This is a genomic window from Candidatus Oleimmundimicrobium sp., assembly GCF_030651595.1.
Lineage (GTDB): Bacteria > Actinomycetota > Aquicultoria > UBA3085 > Oleimmundimicrobiaceae > JAUSCH01.
The window spans coordinates 113,428-136,793 of the sequence record NZ_JAUSCH010000004.1; the positions used below are offsets into that span (position 1 = coordinate 113,428).

At 36.8% G+C, this 23,366-nt stretch carries 22 protein-coding genes; all 22 read right to left on the reverse strand.

The annotated features are described in order from the left end of the window. Positions 1–64: 64 nt before the first annotated feature. Positions 65–1,357, reverse strand: a complete 1,293-nt coding sequence (locus tag Q7U95_RS00690) for a dihydroorotase (protein ID WP_308751353.1) — start codon at positions 1,355–1,357, stop codon at positions 65–67. After that, positions 1,338–2,279: an aspartate carbamoyltransferase catalytic subunit gene (locus Q7U95_RS00695; protein ID WP_308751354.1), complete on the reverse strand. Its 942-nt coding sequence runs from the start codon at positions 2,277–2,279 to the stop codon at positions 1,338–1,340. The genes Q7U95_RS00690 and Q7U95_RS00695 overlap by 20 nt, the downstream gene beginning before the upstream one ends. Positions 2,280–2,318: 39 nt before the next feature. After that, a complete protein-coding gene (gene pyrR, locus Q7U95_RS00700; protein WP_308751355.1) occupies positions 2,319–2,876 on the reverse strand; it encodes a bifunctional pyr operon transcriptional regulator/uracil phosphoribosyltransferase PyrR in 558 nt (185 codons plus the stop codon). Positions 2,877–3,152: 276 nt separating this feature from the next. Further along, positions 3,153–4,019, reverse strand: a complete 867-nt coding sequence (locus Q7U95_RS00705) for a HesA/MoeB/ThiF family protein (protein WP_308751356.1) — start codon at positions 4,017–4,019, stop codon at positions 3,153–3,155. Between the two features lie 23 nt (positions 4,020–4,042). After that, the gene (locus Q7U95_RS00710) at positions 4,043–4,282 is read right to left on the reverse strand and encodes a MoaD/ThiS family protein (protein WP_308751357.1); all 240 of its coding nucleotides are present in this window, start codon (positions 4,280–4,282) and stop codon (positions 4,043–4,045) included. A 52-nt stretch (positions 4,283–4,334) separates the two neighbouring features. Then, on the reverse strand, positions 4,335–6,065 hold the full coding sequence (locus Q7U95_RS00715; RefSeq protein WP_308751358.1) for an aldehyde ferredoxin oxidoreductase C-terminal domain-containing protein: 1,731 nt from the start codon (positions 6,063–6,065) through the stop codon (positions 4,335–4,337). A 279-nt stretch (positions 6,066–6,344) separates the two neighbouring features. Next, complete coding sequence (locus Q7U95_RS00720) at positions 6,345–6,623, reverse strand: acylphosphatase (protein WP_308751359.1); 279 nt, start codon at positions 6,621–6,623, stop codon at positions 6,345–6,347. 104 nt (positions 6,624–6,727) lie between these two features. Further along, a complete protein-coding gene (amrA, locus tag Q7U95_RS00725) occupies positions 6,728–8,122 on the reverse strand; it encodes an AmmeMemoRadiSam system protein A (RefSeq protein WP_308751360.1) in 1,395 nt (464 codons plus the stop codon). Between the two features lie 20 nt (positions 8,123–8,142). Further along, positions 8,143–9,453: a tRNA (N6-isopentenyl adenosine(37)-C2)-methylthiotransferase MiaB gene (gene miaB / locus Q7U95_RS00730; protein ID WP_308751361.1), complete on the reverse strand. Its 1,311-nt coding sequence runs from the start codon at positions 9,451–9,453 to the stop codon at positions 8,143–8,145. A gap of 127 nt (positions 9,454–9,580) precedes the next feature. Then, positions 9,581–10,390, reverse strand: a complete 810-nt coding sequence (locus Q7U95_RS00735) for a PHP domain-containing protein (protein ID WP_308751362.1) — start codon at positions 10,388–10,390, stop codon at positions 9,581–9,583. 390 nt (positions 10,391–10,780) lie between these two features. Continuing rightward, complete coding sequence (locus Q7U95_RS00740; RefSeq protein ID WP_308751363.1) at positions 10,781–11,890, reverse strand: ATP-binding protein; 1,110 nt, start codon at positions 11,888–11,890, stop codon at positions 10,781–10,783. A gap of 20 nt (positions 11,891–11,910) precedes the next feature. Beyond that, on the reverse strand, positions 11,911–13,449 hold the full coding sequence (rny, locus tag Q7U95_RS00745) for a ribonuclease Y (RefSeq protein ID WP_308751364.1): 1,539 nt from the start codon (positions 13,447–13,449) through the stop codon (positions 11,911–11,913). 271 nt (positions 13,450–13,720) lie between these two features. Continuing rightward, positions 13,721–14,221 carry a RecX family transcriptional regulator gene (locus Q7U95_RS00750; RefSeq protein ID WP_308751365.1) on the reverse strand — a complete coding sequence of 167 codons (501 nt, stop codon included), beginning with the start codon at positions 14,219–14,221 and terminating at the stop codon, positions 13,721–13,723. A gap of 2 nt (positions 14,222–14,223) precedes the next feature. Continuing rightward, positions 14,224–15,267 (reverse strand): recombinase RecA, encoded by a 1,044-nt coding sequence (recA, locus tag Q7U95_RS00755; RefSeq protein ID WP_308751366.1) that lies wholly within the window; start codon positions 15,265–15,267, stop codon positions 14,224–14,226. A gap of 54 nt (positions 15,268–15,321) precedes the next feature. Beyond that, positions 15,322–15,885, reverse strand: coding sequence for an RNA 2',3'-cyclic phosphodiesterase (gene thpR / locus Q7U95_RS00760; RefSeq protein WP_308751367.1), 564 nt, complete (start codon positions 15,883–15,885; stop codon positions 15,322–15,324). Next, complete coding sequence (locus Q7U95_RS00765; RefSeq protein WP_308751368.1) at positions 15,879–17,135, reverse strand: competence/damage-inducible protein A; 1,257 nt, start codon at positions 17,133–17,135, stop codon at positions 15,879–15,881. Before Q7U95_RS00765 ends, thpR begins: the two co-directional genes overlap by 7 nt. Continuing rightward, a complete protein-coding gene (pgsA, locus tag Q7U95_RS00770; protein WP_308751369.1) occupies positions 17,125–17,670 on the reverse strand; it encodes a CDP-diacylglycerol--glycerol-3-phosphate 3-phosphatidyltransferase in 546 nt (181 codons plus the stop codon). Before pgsA ends, Q7U95_RS00765 begins: the two co-directional genes overlap by 11 nt. Beyond that, entirely contained in the window at positions 17,664–18,995 is a 1,332-nt protein-coding gene (gene rimO, locus Q7U95_RS00775) for a 30S ribosomal protein S12 methylthiotransferase RimO (protein ID WP_308751370.1), read from the reverse strand. Before rimO ends, pgsA begins: the two co-directional genes overlap by 7 nt. Positions 18,996–19,006: 11 nt before the next feature. Next, positions 19,007–19,504 carry a YajQ family cyclic di-GMP-binding protein gene (locus Q7U95_RS00780; protein WP_308751371.1) on the reverse strand — a complete coding sequence of 166 codons (498 nt, stop codon included), beginning with the start codon at positions 19,502–19,504 and terminating at the stop codon, positions 19,007–19,009. A 15-nt stretch (positions 19,505–19,519) separates the two neighbouring features. Then, positions 19,520–20,278, reverse strand: a complete 759-nt coding sequence (locus tag Q7U95_RS00785) for a RodZ domain-containing protein (RefSeq protein WP_308751372.1) — start codon at positions 20,276–20,278, stop codon at positions 19,520–19,522. A gap of 113 nt (positions 20,279–20,391) precedes the next feature. Beyond that, positions 20,392–22,548 (reverse strand): DNA translocase FtsK 4TM domain-containing protein, encoded by a 2,157-nt coding sequence (locus tag Q7U95_RS00790; RefSeq protein ID WP_308751373.1) that lies wholly within the window; start codon positions 22,546–22,548, stop codon positions 20,392–20,394. A gap of 13 nt (positions 22,549–22,561) precedes the next feature. Next, a complete protein-coding gene (gene uppP / locus Q7U95_RS00795) occupies positions 22,562–23,362 on the reverse strand; it encodes an undecaprenyl-diphosphatase UppP (protein WP_308751374.1) in 801 nt (266 codons plus the stop codon). Positions 23,363–23,366: the final 4 nt, after the last annotated feature.

The window sequence follows — 23,366 nt, forward strand, 5'->3', positions numbered from 1 at the left end:
CCATCTTTTCTAAGCTGCAAAATAGCTTCTTTTTTACGTTTACTTATCTGGGTCTTCGTTAATTTTAAACAATTAGCCTTCTGTTTTCGACAACTACATTTCCTTTAACAATTAAATAGTCAGCTGCTCCATTAAGCTCCCAGTTATTAAAAGGTGAATTTTTGCTTTTAGACAGGAAGGTATTTGTATCAATCTTAACTTTAGCCTCACTATTTATAATTGTAATATCTGCATCGCTTCCAATAGATAGTGTCCCTTTGTCTATATTTAAAATTTTGGCGGGCATAACTGTTAATTTAGAAATAAGATCCGATAAATTCAATATATTTTTTCCTACAATTTTGGTTAACATTAGAGGCAGAGTAGTTTCCAATCCAATCATACCAAAAGGAGCAAGCGCAAACTCAACATTCTTTTCGTAAATTGCGTGTGGGGCATGGTCGCTCGCAATAGCATCTATCACGCCCTCTGATAGTGCCCTGTTAAGAGCTTCTAAGTCATCCTTCCCTCGCAACGGCGGATTAACCTTATAGTTGGTATCATACTCAAGCAGTGTCTCGTCCGTTAAGATTAGGTGATGAGGTGCCGCATCACAAGTAATTTTTAAACCCCGTTCTTTCGCTTCTTTAATCATTCTAATCGACCCTTTAGTGCTAACATGGGTAAAATGAATTTGAGCATTTGTGAGTTCGGCTAATATTATGTCTCTCGCAATTGAAACCTCTTCAGCTGCTGACGGTATTCCTTTTAATCCCAGAATTGTCGAGTAATAGCCTTCATTGACTTGACCTCTTTTGGATAATTCTTGGCACTCCGGGTGTGAAATTAACGAAATGTTAAACATCTTGCTATACTCAAGAGCCCGGCGCATAACTTCACTATTTTGTACGCAATTACCGTCATCAGAAAAAGTTATCGCACCCGAACTTTTAAGTATTGCCATTTCTGCTAATTCTTTGCCCTCGAGCTTTTTTGTTATAGCTGCCACAGGATAAACATTAATTAAACCTACTTTTCTTGCCGTTTCAAGTATCATTTCCGTAACTGCCGGATTATCATTTACAGGTTCCGTGTTTGGCATACACGCAATTGAAGAAAAACCTCCCACCGCAGCAGCCTTACATCCACTTTCAATTGTTTCTTCATCTTCTCTTCCCGGTTCTCTTAAATGAACATGCATATCAATTAGCCCGGGTGAAACAATTTTTCCTTGAGCGTCAATTATTTTATGACCATTAGCTTTTATATTTTTTCCGATGGATGCTATCTTCCCGTCTTCTACTAAAACGTCTAAAACATCATCGATGTTATTTGCAGGGTCAATTACTCTCCCCTTTTTAATTAGTAATTTTTTCAAATTCTCCGCCTCCTAGTAAAACATAAAGCACGGCCATTCTAACTGCTACACCGTTAACAACCTGATCTGTAATAACAGCTTGTGGCATATCTGCAACTTCGTAAGAAATTTCGATTCCCCTATTCATCGGGCCCGGATGCATTATTAAAACATTTTTTTTGGCTTTTTTGAATCTATTAAAATTTAAACTGTATAAATTTGTATATTCCCGTATGGATGGGAACAAACTTTCCGTTTGTCGCTCCAATTGAATTCGCAACATATAGATAATGTCGAATTTACCGATAACTTTATCAAAATCGTATTCAACCTTTGCTCCCATGGCCTCTGCTTCCATGGGAATTAATGTTGGAGGGCCAACGAGAGTGACCTTTGCTCCCATTTTAGTTAAGGCTAGCGTATTTGACCGAGCGACCCTACTATGAGCAATGTCTCCGACAATTCCTACATGAAGACCGTTAATTCTACCAAGCTTTTCTTTAATGGTATACAGGTCAAGCAATGCTTGAGTAGGGTGTTCGTGAGCTCCATCACCAGCGTTTATTACATTAGCGTTAATGTTTTTAGCAAAAAAATGAGGAGCTCCAGCCGAAGGATGTCTAATAATAACCGCATCAGCTCCAAGCGCCTCTATTGTTTTTGCAGTATCCCTAAGGGACTCACCTTTAGTTAAACTACTGTTCTTTGCGGAAATATTTACGACATCAGCGCTCAATCGTTTTGCTGCTAATTCGAAGGAAATTCTTGTTCGTGTGCTAGGTTCGACAAATAAATTTACAACTGTTTTTCCGCGTAAGGTAGGAACTTTTTTAATATCACGAGCTAATATCTCTTTGAAAGATTCTCCCAACTCGAGAATACATTGGATCTCTTCCTTTTTTAGTCCTTTAATGCCAAGTAAATCTTTTTTCTCAAATGCCATTTAATCCTCCGTCAAAAAAATCCTCACTTTAAATGAGGATTAATTAATATCTTCACGTATATCTACCGAATCTATCTGGTTTTCTTCTTTTAAATTGACCCAAACGCGTTCCTTCTGTGATGTCGGAATATTTTTACCAACATAATCAGCGCGAATAGGCAACTCGCGGTGCCCTCTGTCAACTAATACGGCTAGCTGAATACTCGTCGGGCGACCAAAATCTATAATCGCATCTAACGCAGCTCTTACGGTTCTGCCCGTAAACAAGACATCATCAACTAAAATTATATTTTTTCCAGAAACGTCAAAGGGGATTTCGGTTCTTGAAACACGATGAGGTATTAGTCGATTGGCTACATCGTCCCGATAAAAAGAAACATCTAAAATACCCATGGGAACTGATTTTTTCTCTATTTTTTCAATGTATTTGGTTAATCTTTGAGCCAGATATATGCCCCGGCTTTGGATACCTACTAACGCTATTTTTTCAGCTCCCTTGTTTTTTTCCACAATCTCATGGGCAATCCTCTTTAATGCCCTTTTTATCGTGGCCTCATCCATTATTAATTTTTTCTTTTTAAACTTCATTTCATTCATTTAATCTCCTGAATAAAAAAAATACCCTCCGATATCATTAAAGGTAAGGTATTTCGTTAAACTTTTCTAAATTATTTTTTTTCAAATCACTCTGCTCCTTCCTGATCTCTCGGGACCAGTTTAAAGGTTAAGTTATATTATCAATTTTATTGTGTAATGTCAACAGATAGCATTAACCTTAATTTTTGACCTATTTTTAGTTACTTGTTAACTTTTGTATTTATCAATCATTCAATCAATAAACCCTAAAAACTCGCACCTTATAGTCGTGTTTTTTTATTTAAGCTCAATCATTTCAATAGAAGAAGTTTCGCAATCCAGAAACAAAAGTCGATTCCTTAAGGGTTTCCCAATCTTTAAAAGAATTTTAACAACCTCTTGAGCTTGAAGAGCGGCAACTAACACTGGGGTAACAACTGGAATACCTAAAGATACCTCCACCCCTCTTTCTTCTTTTCGAAAGAAGCTGTCAATTAAATCCAACCCGGGGTCTTCGGGAAAGATAGTGGATATTTCTCCAATAAAACCTGCAATTGCACCATGTATTAAAGGAATTTTTAATTCTTTAGCGGCTTTTTGAAGAGCCAAACGCGTAGAAAAAGTATCCAAAGCGCTAACTATTACATCACTATCCTTTAAAATTTTCTTAAATTCCTTTTCGCCGGCTTTTATTTGATAAGGGCAAACTTTGACAGAGGAATTAATTTTAGCCACTCTCTTAATAGAAGATATAGTTTTCTCTTCTCCAATATTTTCTTCGGTCACTAAAAGCTGCCTATTTAAGTTGCTTTCCTCAAAAATATCTCCATCAATAACCAGTATTCGGCCAACTCCAAAGCGGGCCAAAAGCTCAACAACGGTTCCTCCTAAACCACCTAACCCCACTACGGCAACTTTTGATTTAAGTAGTTTAATTTGACCTTTGATGTTAATTGTTCCAATATTACGCAAATATCTTCGAGGAATAGTTTCATTTTCAAGAGCCATAATTTCAACTTGATAACCATAAAGATTAAATGAGATGGCAATTTTTTGCACCTCTTTAAGAGAAATGCTGTTTACCAGGGTCCCATTCGATACTTTGATCTTTTTAAAATGTTTTTTTATCTCAATAATAATTTTTTCTTTTCCATGGTCATCCATATTTTTTCGCCTTATTTTCTTTGCTATCCTCCTCCAACTGGTGGGAAGAGAGCCACTCTATCTCCATCTTGAAGCACTTGCTTTGAATCAGCGTTTCTCCCGTTAATTATTATTATATGAACATCCTTTTCGGGAATATTAAATTTATTTAAAAGACTTGCAATCGTTGTCCCCTCCTCAATCTCTACAGTTGAAAATTGAGGAATCTTGTTTTTTTCGGCATATTTTATAAGTGTGGCGTAAAACCGCAATTCTATTTTCATTTTATGCCTCAATTTTAGAAAAAGGCCTGGCGTACGCCAGGCCTTTTTCTCTCTAGTCTTCGTGCACGCTGTCTAAATCTTCGTTGGAAACATCAAACACCGTGTTGTGAGGCGGCAGCTTCTCCTTGGTCATAAAGAGAGGTAATCTATCATGTGCCTTGGTAAAACCAACCCTCTTATTGAAGTCCCGCTCCGTCTGAAGCACTTTTTTGCCCAGTTTCGTTACATCATCACCTGTAAGTTTCAAACCATACATAGCATTCAGCATATCAACTACAGCTGGATTAGCACGTTCATTTGTGAGGGTTGCAAAAGCAACAAAGAGACATAGCCCTGTGCAGTCAGTCGCGGCAGTTGCAACCTGAAAGGCCTTGGAAAGATCCGCTTTTCCTTTTGGATCCAGCGGGTCAACTTTCCCGCCACACCCGGCAATCTCCATAGCTATAACGTAACCGGCAGTGTGGTCAGCGCCCATCGGAGATGTGGCGTAAGTAACTCCTGTGCCCTTCGTGGCCCTTGGGTCGTAAGCAGGCATTCCCTGTCCTTTAACCTGGGGCACACGTTCAATGCCATAGACTTTTCCGAGGCAAGTACAACCGCTCCCCACAATTTTTCCTAAGGGAGATCCTTTTTCGGCCTCTTTAAGAAGGTTGATAGCGCCTTCCCCGTCGCCGAAAGAAATTATTCCGGCCTCCATGGCCACTCCGATTGTGTCACCCATCTCTATGGTATCCAACCCGATGTCATCACAGAGTCTGTTTAGTCGGGCAACGATGTCGAGGTCACCAATACCACAGTTGGCCCCCAAGGCCCAGATACTCTCGTACTCAAAACCACCGGTTATTTCAGTTCCATCCTCAAGTTTGTAAACGTTGGAGCAGTCAATTATGCAACCCGGTGAACAAGGATGGGTGGGATTTCCTTTTCTCTTAAGGATGATCTCCCTCATCGTTTCCCCACTGATATTATTTGCTTCCTCAAAACGGCCGCTGGAGAAATTTTTTGTAGGAAGCGCTCCGGCTTCGTTTAGGATATTGATGAGAATAGCCGTTCCGTAAAGAGGTAGCCCTTCACCGCTAATTGAGTCTTTTTTAAGGGTATCGGCAAAAACCTTGGCTGCCTTGTTAAAGGAATCTTTATCTTTAATGTTGACTCCTGGCGCGTCTGTTCCGTCAACCACAATGGCTTTTATCCCCTTGGAGCCCATTACCGCACCAAGCCCTCCTCTTCCAGCTTGCCTGGTTGGAACGCCATCAATATCAGTAACCGAAATATTGGCCGCGGCCATCTTGGCTTCACCAGCCGGGCCTATGCAAGCAATAGCTACTTTCTCGCCATATTTTGCCCGCAGCTTTTCAACGGCGTTATATACCAGTTCGTTCTTTAATTCGTTAGACGGTTTAAGAGTAGCGCCATCTTTATTGACCAATAAAACATAAGATTCGCCATCTTTCGCCTTGCCTTCGATAATTATCCCCGCAATCTGTAATTTGGCGAGTCTTACGCCCAGCGTTCCTCCAACGTTTGATTCCTTAATCCCTCCGGTAAGAGGACTTTTTGCCCCAAAAGAAACCCTACCCGAATTCGGGCAATTTGTCCCTCCCAATAAACCAGGGGCAATCACTAACTTGTTTTCTTCACCCAACGGATGACATAATGGATTTACTTCTGCCGCCACTACGGCTGAAGTAAATCCTCGTCCGCCCAGTCCATCATATTCCTTGGAAACATCCTCCAATTTTACTTCTTTTTTTGTTAGATTAACCCTTATTATTTTTGACATGCCATGCCTCCTTTTTCCTAATAAACCACCTAAAAAAATTTGTTCTAAAATTCAAATTATCTAAGACTAACCACTTTCCTAAAAAACAAAACTGAACTCGGAGCACTTAGTTTAATTTTAATCCTTTCATATTGAAAAATATTCTTAATAGATTTATCGGCACAACCCAATAAATTCTTTATTTTTTTAAAGAAAGCGAAAATGTTTCCCATAAAACAAACTATTACCGCAAACAAGTCAGACAACATACCTTCTTAAGCAAACAAAAAACTGAAGTTATCAATATCTTACCTGAAATTCTTCAAACTCACCCTTATAACCTTCCTTCTTAACCTTAACATTAGTTACCTTAGCTGAGGGCGGACCTTGATATACCAAATCAATAACTTTTTTAACATCTTTTTCTTCACCTTCCAAAATCATTTTAACCGAGCCGTCAGACGCGTTCTTTACCCAACCAATTACTTTATTGTTTTCGGCAATCTCCTTGGTATATGAACGAAAATACACTCCTTGAACCTTTCCGGTAACTTTTACATAAACACAAACTTTTGCCATATTTTCACCTTGAAACATTTACATTTTATAGTTTCAACTATTCACTCTTGTTGATTGATAATAATGATTAAAACTTTTAATTAACGCCTGCTGATTTATCGCTATTACTTATATCGATTAACGGTAAACCTAAATAGCTCAACTTGTTCATCAGGGTTAATGCACGCTTTTTGCCTGGCTATATCAACTTGTTTTTTGGCGGTTTCAATACCTTCAATATCCGGTAATAGAAGACCTGTTCTGAACCCTGACCTCACAATGACTCCATATTTTTTAGGATTTAAATAACTTTCATCCGGAATTAATTCAGAGGGATTTAAAATATCAACTGAATAGGTTAAATTGGTTAATTCAGATTCGGTAAGAGGAGAAAATCTTGGATCAGAGGTCGCTGCTTGTGCTGCATTTTTTATAATTTCTTCTGCAATATTTTTTTGGCAAGGGAAAGTCGTGCCTACGCAACCCCTAAGTGTCTTACCACGCTTTATGCTTATAAAAACCCCTGCTTTTTTATTTAAAAGTTCTTTAGTCAAGTCGTTTGGTGGATTTAACATCTTTCCTTTTTTTATATAATGCTCAACCGCACTACGAGCTAACTTTACGGGATTGCTCTCTTTTTTTCTAAGTTCCTTTATTCTTGCAGATTCTTCAGCCATTATCTTTGTTAAAAAACTCTTCTCTTTATCTTCTTCAACTGGCGTAACCATGGCAACCATATAACCCACACCAAAAGGTCCTTCGTATGACAATACTTGCGACTTAGTCCTCCATCCATCGAAAACTCCGCCTAAAGTTATGAAAGAACGCAATCCACATTCTCCGGCATCTTCAATGAGAGCTTTATCGATTTTAAGCAATTCTTCAAAAGCACCTTTCTCGATTATTTTCTTAACCTTTAAGTCGAAGTCTATACCTCTTGGACTATATCCAATCGGAGCAGAAGGGGTAAGCCTATGTGAAAGATCGCCACTTGCAATAAAAGCGACTTTTTTATTTAATTTTTTAGCAGCTCTTTGAACAGCTATGCCCAACTGATAATGTTTTAAATAACTTAGGTATGAAATAGACAATGAAACTATGGGAACCTCAAATTTTTTTCTAAAATAATACAACGGAACCAATACTCCGTGGTCAAGTTCCTCAAGATATTTATATCTCTCACTCCCCAAATCAACCATAGGTATGTCCAAATTAACAGCTTCCTCAATTGTGAGGTTTGCCATCTTCAGATCATTCTCAATATTAAATTTTAGAGAAAATTCCCCAAATTGGGCAAAAGAACCTTTAAGTTCAGGGGATGTCTTTACTGCTATTGCATCGGAAAAAGCGGGGCTATGCGGAGATATAAAAACTAATATATCGGGATTTAAAGAAGCTACTTTCTCTGCCATTTCATGCATGGCTTTTTGAGTGGCCTTTATTTTTAATAAACTATTTCCGCCAATTTCAGGTATCAATATTGGCGGATGAGGCGTTATGTAACCAATTATAATAGACATGAAGTCCTCCACTCACATGACTATACAAGCTCCCCTTTTAAAGACCAAGAACGTGCCTCTTTTATCTTAACTCTTACCAGCTTGTTAATCAACGATGGCCGGCCTAAAAAATTGATCACTTTGTTAGTTCTGGTTCTACCCGTTAAAACATCACCATTCTTCTTGCTCAAACCCTCAACCAAAACTTCAACTTCATCCCCAACAAAAGATAGATTACATTTAAGACTGTTTCTGTTTTGTACCTCTAAAAGCCTGTTAAATCTATCCATCTTAACTTCATCTGTAATTTGATTTTTCATTTCAGCTGCTTTCGTTCCTTCTCTTGGTGAATAAATAAACGTAAAGGCATTATCAAACTTTGCTTGTTTAACAACATCAAGTGTATCCAGAAAATCTTCTTCTTTTTCTCCTGGAAAACCAACCATTATGTCAGTTGTTATGCTGCAGGATGGAACAATTTCATAAATTTCTTCAACAAGATTCAGGTAGCTCTCTTTTGTATATCCTCTTCCCATAGCTTTTAAAACATTGTCTGAACCAGCTTGAATCGGAAGATGCACGTGTTCACAAACCTTTTCGCGTTCAGCAAGAGCTAAGATTACATCGTTGTTAAAATCACGCGGATGGGAGCTAATAAACCTAATCCTCTTAATTCCCTCGATTTTATTTAATCTTTTTAAGAGTTCAGCAAATCGTAGTTTATTGTAAATATCTCGTCCGTACGAATTTACATTTTGGCCGAGCAAGGTTATTTCTAAAAATCCTTCATCGGCTAGTTTTTCAACTTCGAAAACAATATCTTCAAATGGTCGGCTCATCTCCCTTCCCCGCACATAGGGAACGATACAATAAGAGCAAAAATTGTTACATCCGGTTGATATACTTACCCAAGTCCTAACAAGATTTTTACGTTCAATGGGAAAAATTTTGAGCTCGTCGCGTGGAGCCCGTAAAATTTCACAAACAACCTTCTTATTCTTCGCTTTCTCGATAAGGTTTGGAAGACTTGCAATATTGTGTGTTCCAAAAACCACATCAACGTGAGGTAATATTTTTTGCAGATTTACCCCCTCTTTTTGAGCAACACAACCACCCACTGCAATTATTAACTCTTTTTTCTTTTCTTTAAGCGATTTTAACGAGCCAACAACTCCAAAAAGTCTATCTTCAGCAGACTTACGTACACAGCAGGTATTAAAGACCACAATATCTGCGTCATTTATATCCTTTGCCCATTTGTAGCCGCAAGATAGAAGTAAACCGGCAATCTTTTCGGAATCATGTTTATTCATCTGACAACCATATGTCACTATAAAAAACTTTTTATTCATCTCTTCACCAAAAACAGTAGTTTAACAGGAAAATTATATCATAAATTAATTCTAACCAAACCCACCGAAATTAATTAAGAAAATGATGTTTTAGTGGAAGAATAGTTAGTAAATAGCTATTAACAAATTAAGCCTTTAACTTTTTCAAATCATCAACAATTGAGTCAGGAACATTGATCGAACCAATAAGCAATTCTCTGCTTAATCCATGACAATCTGATCCGCCGGTTACTATTAACCCAAATTTATTCGCCATTTTTTTGTATTTTCGAGTTTGAGCACTATTATGTCTGCTATGATATGCTTCTAACCCTTGAAGACCCGCCTTAACAAAATTAGGAATAAATTCATCAACTTTTGAAACACCAGGATGCGCCAGTACTGGTATTCCTTTGACTTTTTTTATAATTTTTATAACTTCTTCCGGAGTATATATGCTTTTTTTAATATAACATGGCCCTTTTTTGCCTATATATTTATTAAAAGCCTCTTGAATATTGTCAATGTAACCTTTTTCTAACATGGCCTTAGCCAAATGTACCCGCCCCACCGCAGTACCATCTCGGGTGTACTTGAGAACGTCTTTTAATAAGATGTCTAGGCCTATCTTTTGAAGGCGCTCAACCATTTTAAGAGCTCTTTCATATCTTGCTTCACGTAAATCTTTAAGATGTTTTTTAAACCATATATGTTCGTAATCAATACAGTATCCGAGAATGTGTATATCCTGACCGTCTAAATCTGAGCTTAGTTCGATGGCAGGAATTACTTCTACCCCCAACCGATTACCTTCTTTAATGGCTGGTTCAATCCCATCAACATTGTCGTGGTCGGTAATCGCGATTGCTCTTAACTTGAGTTTGGCTGCAAGCATAACAAGTTCCTCGGGCGTATAGGTTCCATCTGAAGCTGTGCTGTGTAAATGAAGGTCTATCATTTTTTAATAAACTGGGCTTCGTTAATTTTAAAATATTTCTAATGAAGCATCCTTACCGTAGCTCAATCAATGGCTTGGATTTCAGTCTCCCCTTTCTCGTGAATTATTATTGATAATGTTTGCCCACAGAGTTTGAATTAGCCTCAAAAAAACCTTTAATACCCTTATGTTTCCTTTTTTATTCTATAACAAACAAGCATCAAATTAGAGTAAATTATCACCGTCCACAGGGCCGGTGGCTTTCCTGCCCCCGGTGAGGTCGGTATCTTGCCGACTTAAATTGGTTCTGGATTTTATTTAAATTTTTACTCTATCGTAAAATTATCAAATTAAATACCATATCATTTTTGTTTTCACTTAAAAATGTTTTTTTCCTGCTTAAAATCAAACTTATTCTTCCCCTTCAACTTCCAATACGATTTTTATTTGATTTTTTTCCCTCAAAATTTTTGGAGGGTTTTTTAAATATAAAAAATATTTTTTACCTATTTTGCCAAACTCTTCTTCCACCAAACAAGATAGCTTGTCTAAATCATCTTTTTGAATATATTTTACGAGGTTTGATGGATAGTTGAAATTGGCGTTAGTTGATAATTTAATCTCTCTCTTTTTGCCCTTTTTAAATAAAGCTGAATATAAGTCATCAAGGGGTTCTACATCTCCACTAAAAATTCGGTTAACATTTCGTTTAGATACATCCAGGCCATAATAATCATTCGATGTCTCTGCAAGAACGTTCACGCTTCCAATGCAACCAAGGCATTGCCAGAGAGGCAAGCTTCCTTTTTCAAAATTTTCAAGAAATACTGCCTTGCCACCTTTATTTGAATTTAATAAATTTTGACTTAAATAATACATTGTCGCTAAAACTTGAGTTGGAAAACCAAAAAAAACCTTTATTTCTTGATGTTCAATACAAAACTCAACCAGTAACCTTAAAATATTATGAGGCCCTTTAGTAACATGGGCTTCTCCATGGCGTATTTTTATTACAGGTAATGTAGATTGGTCTTTGCGTTCTGGGAGTTTTGTGGTATCTATGTTGACCTTAATAATGCTTCCTCTGTTGGCCGCGGACATTACAACATTTATTTCTTCTGTGTTATTTTTTATGGCATACAATGCCATTCCGCGACCATGAATGCCATATTTATCTGTAACGATACTATCTAATTTGGAAGTAACCCGTGGCTCAAAAATTTTCGGTACTAAATTAGATGGAATTCCACATCCATCGTCTACGATAACAATATTCCTATCATTTTTTTCTTTATGAAAAGCAATAAATATATTTTTACAACCCGCGTCTCTAGAGTTACGGATAAGTTCCACTACAACATCTTCGACCGAGCGTATATCATGTTTTGCTTGTCTTTTTTCCGCTTCGCTTATATTTAAGCGAACAAAACCATTTCCTAAATATTCCTCAACTTTTTGATATTTGTCCCCGGTAACTCCCTCAATGAAATTTATTAATTCATCTGTTTTTTTTGAAGACAAGGCTACCTCACAAAAATCAGTTATTTAGCGTATTCTGTTGCCCTTTGCTCACGAATTACCGTGACCTTGATTTGTCCAGGATATTCCATCTCAGCTTCTATTTCCTTGGCAATTTCTTTAGCAAGCAAAGCAGATTCCGCATCATCTATTTTTTCAGGCTTCACCAAAACTCTAACTTCTCGTCCGGCTTGCATAACAAAAGATTTTTCAACACCCTTGTGCGAATCTGCTATCCTTTCAAGATTTTCTAATCGCTTGATATAACTTTCAAGAGTCTCTCGCCTAGCACCTGGCCGAGCAGCAGAAATTGCATCTGCTGATTGAACAAGGACAGCTTCAATAGTTTTAGGTTCAACGTCTAAATGGTGCGCCTCTATTGCATGGCAGACCGCTTCTGATTCTTGAAACCTTTTGGCTAAATCCGCGCCAATAACAGCATGAGAACCTTCCACCTCATGATCGATTGCTTTACCAATATCATGTAAAAGTCCTGCTCTTTTTGCCAGCTTTACGTCTGTCCCAAGTTCAGCAGCCATAACCCCCGCTAAATGACAAACCTCAATTGAGTGCATTAAAACATTTTGGCCATAGCTTGTTCTATATTTTAACCTTCCAAGTACTCTAATTAACTCTGGATGTAAATTCTGAACATTTGCGTCAAAGGCAGATTGCTCTCCCACCTCTCTTATTTTTGTTTCCACTTCTTGTTTGGCCTTCTTATACATCTCTTCAATTCGCGCTGGATGTATCCTACCATCAGCTATTAATTTTTCAAGTGCAATTCTAGCAATTTCCCTTCTTACTGAATCAAAACAAGAAATCACAACAGCTTCAGGTGTATCGTCTATTATTAAATTGACACCAGAGACATTCTCAAAAGCTCTGATGTTTCTTCCTTCACGCCCTATTATCCGCCCTTTCATCTCATCACCCGGTAGAATAATTGATGATACGGTAGTTTCAGCCACATGATCCGCCGCGCAACGCTGAATAGCCAAAGAAACAACATTCCGAGCCCTCTTTTCGGACTCTTCTCGAGCTTCACTTTCAATGTTTCTCACCATTAAAGCGGCATCGTGTCTTGCATCATCTTCCACTTTTTTTAATAACATATTTTTTGCCTCTTCAACCGACATTTTTGCAATTTCTTGCAGCATCTCTTTTTGTTTGCTAATAACTTCTTTTAAATCGGTTTCAAGAACTTCGATTTTCTTTTTTCGTTCGATTAAACCCTTTTCTTCTTGGTTTAAATCTTCTCGTTTCTTCTCAAAGATCTCTTCTTTTTGAGTAAAACGCGATTCCATTCTTTGTATTTCTGCACGGCGCTCCCTAATTTCCCTTTCAGCTTCCGTCCTCATAGAGTGAATTCCATCCTTAGCTTCAAGGATAGCTTCCTTTTTCTTTGTTTCAGCTTCTTTGTTTGCTTCAAGAATTATCTTTTTTGCCTCTGCTTCAGCAGAATCAATTCTTGTTTCCGCTAAATATCTTCTTAGAAAAAAACCCGCGACTACGCCTAATATGCTGAATATTAAAATTAGTAAAATGTATGTTATTGGCACTTTAAAATCCCCCTTTTTTAAGATTAAAAATAAAAAAACCGAGCGTTGCTCGGCAAATTAAAATTTACTTAGTTACTTTATAAAAAAATTTCTATTTTTAAAATTTTTAAATACATTGATTAAAATAAATTTTAATTTTTAATCTAAAATCTATATCAATCAAGAAAGAAATTTTATAAGTAAATTAACCGCCGAAACAACAATTAATAAATCAATTTATTTTTAATATTATTACATATTAATTAATAATATTATTAAACGCTATACAATGTCAATCTATAAAAAAATCATGATCCAATAATTTCTCGCATGTTCTTCTTAAAATATTAGGTCTAAAACCCTTACTTGCCAAATAATTATAAAGCCTTCTTTTTTTAGTATCGTCATTAAGTCTCTCGTATTTCTTTAATTGTTTTCTTGCCACCTCAAAAACTATTTTTTCCTCTTCTTCCTCGGGGTAGATACTATTAAGTTCTTTTTCAATTAAGTTCGCATTAACTCCCTTTAGAAGCAGTTCTGATTTTAATCGATTTCTACTTAACGATTTACCTTCTTTTCTAGACTCAATCCAAATTCTAGCAAATAATAAATCATCTAAATAGCCAAAATTTTCGAGATATTTTATAACTTTCTCAATAAGTTTTTGACCATAACTTTTTCGTTTTAAATAATCAACTACCTCTTTAGTGCTTCGAGGCCTATATTTAAGATAGTTTAGGGTTTTGTTTATTGCCCCCTTCTCCTCATCGGAAAAGGTTTTTTCCTCAAACAACGCTATGCCTTTACCTCTTTCTTATCTTTTTTATCTTTTTTATCAACTTTTTTTCCATTTTCAACTAATCCTACAGCAATTTTAACTTTTTCTTCTATCTCGTTGGCTATTTTAGGATTTTCTATTAAAAACTGTTTTGCGCTTTCTCTGCCTTGACCCAATCTCTCATCATTGTACGTATACCAAGCTCCGCTTTTATTTGCTATTCCATGTTCAATCCCCATATCTAATATGTTACCTTCTTTTGAAATTCCCTTACCATAGATAATGTCAAATTCGGCTTTTTTAAAAGGAGGGGCTACTTTATTTTTAACCACTTTTGCCCTGACTCGATTTCCAATGATATCTAACCCCTGCTTTATCGATTCAATTCTTCTGATATCTATTCTAATCGTGGCGTAAAACTTAAGCGCTCTTCCGCCTGAGGTTGTTTCGGGATTCCCGAACATTATGCCAATCTTTTCTCTCAGTTGGTTTATAAATATAACAACGGTTTTCGACTTACTGATGGCACCGGACAGCTTTCTGAGAGCTTGCGACATTAATCTTGCCTGAAGGCCCACGTGTGAATCTCCCATCTCCCCCTCAATTTCAGCCCGAGGAACCAATGCCGCAACGGAATCAATAGTTATAATATCAACTGCTCCACTTCTTACAAGCATCTCGGTAATTTCAAGCGCTTGTTCGCCTGTATCGGGCTGAGAAACAAGCAAATTCTCTACGTCTACGCCCAAATTACGAGCATAACCTGAATCAAGAGCATGCTCGGCATCAATAAAGGCTGCCACCCCACCATTTTTCTGTGCCTCCGCAATAATTTGTAATGCCAAAGTAGTCTTGCCGGAAGCTTCGGGTCCATATACCTCAATAATTCTTCCCCTGGGAACACCTCCGATACCCAAAGCAATATCTAAGGCTAAAGAGCCAGTAGGAATTGTTTCGTAATCGAGCCTTGTCGGATGATCCCCGAGCCTCATAATAGCGCCCTTCCCATATTTTCTTTCAATTTGTTCCTTTGCCAATTCTAAAACTTTTTCGCGCTCCATTTTTCCTCCCAGAATCATATTTTTCTAAAATTTTATACGAACTAATGTTCGATGTCAATCCGTTTTCAGTTTTAATTCTAAAATTTTTTCATATACCGGCCCTTGAGACATCAAGCTGCTTCTTAAAAGAGAGATGTTACTAACTTCTACTCGACTTTCCGAAAAACCTTTCGCCTCTATTTTTTCAAAAAATTTCTCAACATTATACAAATTTTTTAATCTCGCAAATGTAATGTGAGGAAAAAATATCTTTTCGTCTTTAGCAAAACCAATTTTAGCAAAATTTTCCTCTATCGCTTGTTGCAATTTAACTATATTCTCTCCCCCGCTCTTTATCCCAACCCAAAGAACACGAGCTCTTTTAATTGAAGGAAAGACCCCTAAACCATTTATGTAAAAATCGAAAGGACTAAATTTTTTAAGAGAATTTTTAAGACCAGATTCAATTTCCGGTAGTAATTCCTCCTCACAATTTCCTAAAAATTTTAAAGTTATATGAAGATTTTCCTCCGATACCCATTTAACATCTTTTATTTCCTTGTGTGTTTCGTTTTTAAACCAAGCCATCTCATGCTTAAGGTGGCTTGGGAGTTCTAATGCCACAAACAATCTCAACATAAAATTAATTCCCCTTTATTTTTTAGCAAAAACGACCTAATAATTTCCAATGCTTTTTGAGAAGCTTCCCATTTTATTTCTTCCCTTAAACCAGAAAGCTGAAATTTACCACAATAAGTATCTTTTTTGCTCCACAAAGCAATAAAAACAGTCCCAACAGGTTTGTCCTTACTTCCACCAGCCGGGCCGGCTATTCCGGTAAGTGCCACCGATATATCAGTATCGCAAATTTGAGCTACTCCCTTGGCCATTGCTTTTGCGGTTTGAGAACTTACGGCTCCATAATTTTTTAAAATTTCCCTGGGTACACCAAGAACAGCACTCTTAACATCGTTGTTATACGAAACAATTCCGCCTTGAAAATAATCAGAGCTTCCGGAGATGTTAGTTATACGATTTGAAAGTAGCCCTCCCGTACAAGATTCGGCAACAGAAAGAGTTTGTTTGCGTTTCCTCAAAAGCTCGCCAATCACTTTTTCTAAAGTCTCTTCATTTACTTCAAAAACATAATCACCAAGATTCTCGCGAATCTTTTTTTCAGCTTCAAGTAAGACTTCGCGAGTAAAAACAGGTTTTCCTTTGACAGCAATTTGTATATTTACCTCACCAGGGTGAGGTAACAGGGAAACAGTTAATTTTTCATCTGCTAATAGCTCCTCGATCTTTTTTTGAATCTCAACCTCACTTAACCCACACACTTTAAAGGTAGCAATATCTATAATTTCACCGCAATTAACTCTTTTTTTAAGATAAGGAACGACCGCTCTGTGAAACATTTCCTTCATTTCAGTGGGAACACCCGGCAAAGCTAAAATAATTTTCTTTCCAATCTCGATAATTAGTCCGGGGGCCGTACCTAAGGTGGGAATTATAGGAACAGCACCCTCGGGAAGATATGCCTGTTTTAAAACAATTTCCGGCATAGGCCTTTTTAAATTAAAATATCGCTTTTTAATTAAATTTGCCGAATCATTGCTTAAAAAAAGTTTCTTTCCTGTATGTTTAGCAATAGCATCCCTGGTTAAATCATCAGCCGTTGGTCCCAAACCACCCGTTATTATTAATAAGTCAACCCGATTAAGCGACTCCTCTATAGTTGAAGATATCATTTTTACGTCATCAGGAACACTCAATATACGCTTAGCTTCAATTCCAATTTTTCCTAGTTCTCTGGCAATATAATAAGAATTTAAATCCAAAGATAAACCCAATGTTATTTCTGAACCTATTGTTAAAATTTCACAATTCACTCGGCTCACGCCCCCGCACCATCCAGATATCGATTGATTTAATAAAGTAATCAATTCCAGAGTAAAACGTAAAGAAAATTGCCACAATTAATATCACATACGTCAACAAGGTATTTGGCAAAACAATCAATGCAATAACCATCACAATTTGACTAATGGTTTTTAATTTTCCCCAAATGCTTGCGGCAATAACCTTGTTTTCCGCAATAGCCATAAGTCTTAAGCCGGAAACTAAAAATTCTCTGGCAATTATGGCCGTTGCAATCCATGCAGATAAAAGATTTAAATCAACTAAAGAAATTAAAGCGGCTGAAATTAGCAATTTATCGGCCAGAGGATCCAGAAATTTTCCAAAAACTGTAACAAGGCCTTTTGAGCGCGCAATGTAACCATCTAAACCATCAGACATGGCTGCCACTATAAATATCCCAATAGAAATCCAGTTACCGTATTTGATGTTTGAGAGCAAAAATGCCATGAATACAGGAATTAATAAAATCCTTAAAATCGTAATTTTGTTAGCTGTGTTTAACATTCAACTTCACCCACCAAATCATATCCATCAACTCCCACTATTTTTGCCGAAGCAAAGGTTCCGGTTTTAAGAGTTTTTTCTTTGTTGTTTTTTATATAAACAAGACCATCAATATCAGGCGACTGATATTGATTTCTACCTAAGAACACTGCATCCGATTCAAAAGACTCAATTAAAACTTTCATTTCTTGCCCTTGATGTCTTCTATTTTTTTCAAAAGCTATTGAATCCTGTAAAGTAGTTAATTGATGATAACGTTCTCTTTTTATTTTGTTAGAAACTTGGGAAGGTAAGGTGGCCGCTTTTGTTCCCTCTTCGGCAGAAAATTCAAACACCCCGATATAATCAAGTTGAGCCAATTTTGTAAAATCGAGCAATTCCTCAAAATCTTTATCTGATTCCCCGGGGAAACCTACAATTAAAGAACTTCTAATAACCAGATTGGGAAGATGCCCTCTTATTTTTTTTATTAAATCTAAATAATCATCAACAGAACCTTTGCGCCCCATTATATTTAATATTTTTTTGCTTGAGTGTTGGAATGGCAAGTCAATATAATGACACACTTTGGGATTGTTTGCCATAACCGCAAGCAACTCTTCTGAAAAACCACTGGGCTGAATATATATTAATCTTATCCAGTCAAGTTGCTCTATTTTTGAAAGTTTTAAAATTAATTCAGGTAATTTTCTTTCGCCGTATATATCAACGCCGTAATCGCTTGTGTCTTGGCCAACGAGGATAATTTCCTTAACTCCCTTACTTGCTAAAAATTTTGCCTCCTCAACTAATTTGTTTATTGGAAGACTTTGATAATTCCCTTTTATAGAAGGTATCGCGCAATAAGTGCATTTGTTGTTGCATCCATCTGATATTTTTAAATAAGCATAAGGCAAAAGAGGCTCTATTCGTTTAAGCTCCTCCTTGACATATGCTAAAGGTTTACTCACTTCAACGAGGCGTTTTCCGCTGGTAAATTCGTTAATCTCCTCCGGAATTTTTGATAAATTATTCACGCCCAAAAGAATATCAATCTCCGGAATCTCCTTGAACAATTCATCGGGGTATCTTTGAACCAAACATCCCACAACAATAAGTACTTTACATATTCCTTCTTTTTTATAGCAAGCATACTCAAGTATTGTTTCTATGGATTCTCGTTTAGCGAATTCAATAAAGCCACATGTATTTATTATTATAACGTCGGCTATTTTTGGGTTAGAGACTAAATTATAGCCAAAACTAAGAAGCTCGCCCTTTATATGGTCAGAATCTACTTCGTTTTTGGGACAACCAAGCGTAATAACCATTATATTTAAACCCAACTTCTTACCCCCTATCTATAATTTTGAAATTGCAGAGGGATTGAAAAATCGGAGGACTTAACTAAAGCAATTGCTTCTTGAAGCTGGTCTTTATTTTTGCCAAAAACCCTTAATTTATTATCCTCAATTTGTACTTTAACTTTAATCTTTTTTTCCTTAATGAATTTATTTATCTTTTTTGCAATTTCCTGCGATATCCCCTGAACGATATCAAACTTTTGTCTAACCCTACCACTAATTGCAGGTTCAACTTTGCCAGCACTCAAAGCTTTTAATGAAATTCCCCGTTTAACAAATTTTTGCTTTAATACATCTGAAATATTTTTAAGGACAAAGTCGCTCTCTGCAATGATGACTATTTCACTTTCTTTTTTATTTAAGATAACCTCGCTGTAACTTTTTTTAAGATCATACCTCGTTTTAATTTCTTTAATTGTTTGATTAATCGCATTATCTACTTCTTGCATATCAATTTCGGATACTATATCAAATGAATTTTCTTTTGCCATACAATCAACTCCTGATTATTTTGATGTAAACGTTTTTTCCTCTAAACCGATTCCTAATTCCCCGAGCAACTCTCCGTCCTTTTCTATTTGAACTAATTGCCCGTTGCCACTTTTTATGATCACCGACCCCTTAGCTATCCACTCTTTAAACTCACCTTTTTCCAATATTCTTTCCAAAACTTTTTCTCCGTCAACAAATACACGCAACCAAACTGTATCAAGCGCCGTCACTTTAATTTTAAATTCTTCTCCCGTAAGGTTAGGCGCCTCGTTAGGAGCAAGCACGTCGTTTGCAGGTTGTTTAGCATCCTCTATCGCGGATTCTTCCTTAGGCGGTAAAACTTCTTCTAAAGGAACTTCGTTTTTTTCCTTCGCCCCAGGAACAACTTCAGATCTGCCTCGTAATGCTCGTGCTCCCAAAACAATGAGGGTAATTAATATAAAAATTCCTACCACAAAAAAGACAAAATTTAATCTTCGACGCATATACACACTTGTTTTATTAAAATCAAGATATTTTTCTTCTTGCTGTCTTAATGATTCTCCATATCCGCTTTCGTACTCTTTAATAAGAGGATTGCTGTCTATTTTTAAAAAAGAGGCGTAAGTTCTAATAAAACCCTTAACATAAGGACTACCAGGAATAATACCAAAATTGTCGTTCTCAATTGCTTCAAGATAACGTTTTCTTATTTTGGTATTATTTTCTACATCTTTTAGGCTTATTCCCAGTTGTTCCCGTCTATTTTTAAATATTTTTCCTATTGAACCCACTTTAATCTCCAACTCTTAAACAGCAACACCTTACTATCTTAATTGTTGCTTATATAATTCATCAACACATTAACGTTTCCTTTTAATTTAAAAAGTTAATTTAAATTAACTTTTTATTTCTTTTTCATTTTTTCTAAATCTTCTTTAGTAAGCAATACTATCCGCGGCTTACTCCCCTCTGACGAACCAATAATTCCTCTTTCTTCCAGAATATCAATTAACCTTGCAGCTCGAGTATATCCTATCCGCAAACGTCTTTGAAGCATAGATACTGAAGCCATTCCAACCAAAACAACAAGTTCCATTGCATCATCAAAAAGATCGTCTTCGTAATCGCCTAATGAAAATTTAGGTTTTTTGCTTTCCAGGACCTCTTTTTGGTAGGCCGGCTGTGATTGTTTCTTTATAAAATTCGTGACCAATTCCACCTCTTGTTCGGTAATAAAAGCGCCTTGTAATCGGACGAGCTTGTTTGATTGAGAGGTCATAAAGAGCATGTCCCCCTTGCCCACTAATTTATCCGCCCCGGCACCATCGATAATAACTCTCGAATCCACCTGTGACGACACAGAAAAAGCTATCCTTGAAGTTATGTTTGCTTTGATTAACCCGGTAATAACATCAACCGAAGGCCGTTGCGTTGCAATTACAAGATGAATTCCAACTGCTCTGGCTAATTGAGCTAAACGACATATTGAATCTTCAACTTTCCCCGGCGCAACCATCATCAAATCAGCTAATTCATCTATAACAATGACAATATAGGGCATGTGGTCATCTTTGTTTTTCAATTGCGCATTATAGCTATCAATATTCCTCGTTCCTTGCTCAGCTAAAAGCCCAAGTCTGTTCTCCATTTCTTTTACAGCCCAAACTAAAGCATGTGATGCTTCTTTAACATTAGATATAACCGGAGTTATCAAATGAGGGATTCCATTGTAAAGGTTTAGCTCTATTCTTTTTGGGTCAATCAGTATCATCTTTACTTGATCGGGCCGGGCTCGAGCTAAAAGAGAGATTAAAATACAATTTACACATACGCTCTTACCGCTTCCCGTAGCCCCGGCAATTAAAAGATGAGGCATACCCCCAAGATCAGCCACCACTGAATTACCCGATATATCCTTACCCAGACAAATCTTCAAAATTTCATCTGATTGAGCTTCATTGCTAACCAGGATATCTCCAAGGGTCACAAGCTCTCTTTGCTTGTTCGGAACTTCAATTCCCACTGCTGATTTACCTGGAATAGGAGCTAATATTCTAATGTCAGGAGAGGCCAAGGCCAAAGCAATATCATCAGCCAAGCTAAATATGCGATTAACCTTAACTCCAGAGGCCAGATGTATTTCATATAATGTTACCGTCGGACCTTTTACAACCTTATCAATTGACGCATCAACTCCAAAGTTACTTAATGTCCTTTCCAGAATTCTTACGTTTTCTTTAACATCTTTTTTTAATTGTGGGCCCTTTGAAATTGTTCTTTTTAAAAGAGCGGGAGACGGAAGCTGGTATTTTCCTATCTCAATCTTGGGTGTTTCAATTTTTATTTCAGTTGTTTTCTGAGATGCAAAATTATTTGCTTCTTCAGAAGATATCCTTGTTTTGGCCTGGGTTTCTTTGTTGTTTAAACTTAGTTGCTCATAAAAATTCAGCTTTTTCTCTTCTGAAAAGTCTAAATCAGCTTGCCTATCGTCAAAAAAAACTTTATTTTTAGTTTTAAATTTTAGGCTAAATAGTGCTTTTACGCTTTTAACTAAGAAGGAAAGCTGTTGCAAAATAGAAATACCTGTGAAAATCACAATTCCAATAACAAGTAGAGCTATAAGAACTATATAAGCACCAATATTTCCCAGAAGAAATCTTAAAACATAGGTAAAAGTTGCACCAACATAGCCTCCACATGAAACAATATATTCAAAACTAAACTCTTGAGATGGCGGCGTATTTAAATGAATTAAGGAAATGGTACTGATAAAGGAAATGGCAAGTCCTAAGCCAGTTGATTCCACATTTACTTTAATGTTTTTTTTTGCGAAAAACGAAAAACCCCACACTGTAAGAAAGACAGGAATAATATATCTTCCCATGCCAACCGAGTATTTAAGCCCCTCTACAACATATTTACCTATTAATCCCCTATCTCCGGCGAAAAGACTTATCATTAAAATTGCAGAAAGTGCAAACAGAGCCACACCGTAAACATCACTTAAATTCTCTTTGTTTTTTTTATTTTCTACCAAAGTTTTTCTTTTTTGATTAGCCATACCTCTCTCCAATTTATCTAATTAAAAGAAACGCTGCTCCCACAAACCAACAATAATACGCAAAAATCGTGAGTCTTCCCTTTTTCAAATAATTTAATAGGTACTTAATACACAAATAACCGCTTACAGCAGCCGCCAAAAAACCCGCTAACAAAGGCATGCTTTTTTGCTCTCCGTACAAACAAATAAAATCACCTGTTTTTAAAATAACCGCGCCTAAAATTATCGGTATCGCCAACAAAAACGAAAATCTTGCCGCGGAATCTCGGTTTAAACCCCTAAAAAGACCGGCGGCGATTGTTGCCCCTGAGCGAGAAATCCCGGGAGCTATAGCGCATCCCTGAGCCAACCCTATTATCAGGGTATCAGAAAGGCTTATATCATCCAAAACCCTGAGTTTTTTTGAGGCCGCTTCGCTTATCCACAAAAAAGTCCCGGTTACCATTAAAAGCAAAGAAACAGTTAAAGGATTTGAAAAAAGTCCCTCGAAAAAGTCTTGAAATAGCAATCCTATAAAAATAGCCGGAATTGTGCCGATTATTATCAACCAAGCCAGCTGGCATTCCGGTTTTTGCCGCGCCGTTTTTTTCTTAAAGCCATTAACAAACGCGATAAATAACTCCGAGATTTCACTCCTAAAAAAACAAATCACAGCCGTCAAGGTACCCAAATGCAACATTACATCAAAACTCAAATCAGGCTGCGCCCATCCCATTAAATCTGGTATTAAAACTAAGTGTGCCGAACTGCTTATTGGAGCAAATTCTGTTATACCTTGCACGATTCCTAATATAACAGCTTGGAAAAGACTCAAAATT